General features: G+C 67.4%; 2 protein-coding genes. Both read left to right on the top strand.

Features of this window, described 5'->3' with window-relative positions:
• On the top strand, positions 1-472 hold a 472-nt coding region (locus tag EOA28_RS36990; protein ID WP_148671167.1), incomplete at its 5' end, for a helix-turn-helix domain-containing protein.
• The coding region (locus EOA28_RS36985) for a biotin/lipoyl-binding protein (protein ID WP_148671166.1) at positions 469-944 on the top strand (476 nt) is incomplete at its 3' end. The genes EOA28_RS36990 and EOA28_RS36985, both read left to right, overlap by 4 nt.

The raw sequence follows: 944 nt of genomic DNA, 5'->3' as shown, positions 1-944 counted from the left end.
GTGGAGCATCCTGTTGCTGCGCGACGCCTTCCAGGGCCTTACCCGCTTCGACCAGTTCCAGAAGAGCCTTGATATCGCGCCCAACATGCTGACGCGGCGGCTGAATAGCCTGGTCGAGCGCGGGCTGTTCGAGAAGCGCGCCTACTGCGAGCGGCCGCTGCGCCATGAGTATGTGCTGACGGCCAAGGGCCGCGATTTCCGGCCGGTGCTGCTTACGCTGCTTGCCTGGGGCAACCGGCACCTGGCGCCCGAGGGCCCGAGCCTTGTCGTGGTCGACACGGCGGACGGGCGCTGGGCCGATCCGGTCCTGGTCGACAAGGAGACCGGCAGGCAACTCGACAGCGGCGGCTTCGCCTTGGCCACCGGGCCGAGGGCCAGTGATCGCATGCGGCGGCGCTATCGCTTCAGCAGCGAAGGGCCGGGCCTCGCGCTGATCGAGAACTGCGGCCAGGAAGAGGCGCGAAGCAGATGAACAAGGCTCTTTCCCCGGCCGAGTTGCAGGCCTCCGTCGTTGAAGCGCCGAAGCCGGCGAGGAAGCGGCGCAAGCCGTTGCTGCTCGGCGCAGCCCTGCTCGCTATCGCTGCCGCCGGTTGGTATGGCGCCGAATGGTGGCAGGCCAACCGCTTCATGGTGACGACCGACGACGCCTATGTCGGTGGCAATGTCACGCCGCTGGCGCCGCGCGTCGCCGGCCATATCGACCAGGTGCTCGTCGAGGACAATCAGCATGTCAGCGCCGGCCAGCCGGTCATCCGCATCGACGACAGGCCGTTCAAGGCGGCGCTGGAACGCGCGCAGGCATCGGTGCAGCAGAAGCAGTCGGCGCTCGACAATCTGCGTGCCCAGATATCGCTGCAGAACTCGTTGATCGAGCAGGCCAGCGCCGATCTCGAGTCGAAGAGTGCCGCCGCTCTCTTCACGGCGCAGGATGCCAAGCGCTACGC

This window comes from Mesorhizobium sp. M2A.F.Ca.ET.067.02.1.1, assembly GCF_004023285.1.
Lineage (GTDB): Bacteria > Pseudomonadota > Alphaproteobacteria > Rhizobiales > Rhizobiaceae > Mesorhizobium.
Note: the sequence above shows the minus strand (reverse complement) of the source record. Positions and strands in the feature narration are given on the sequence as shown.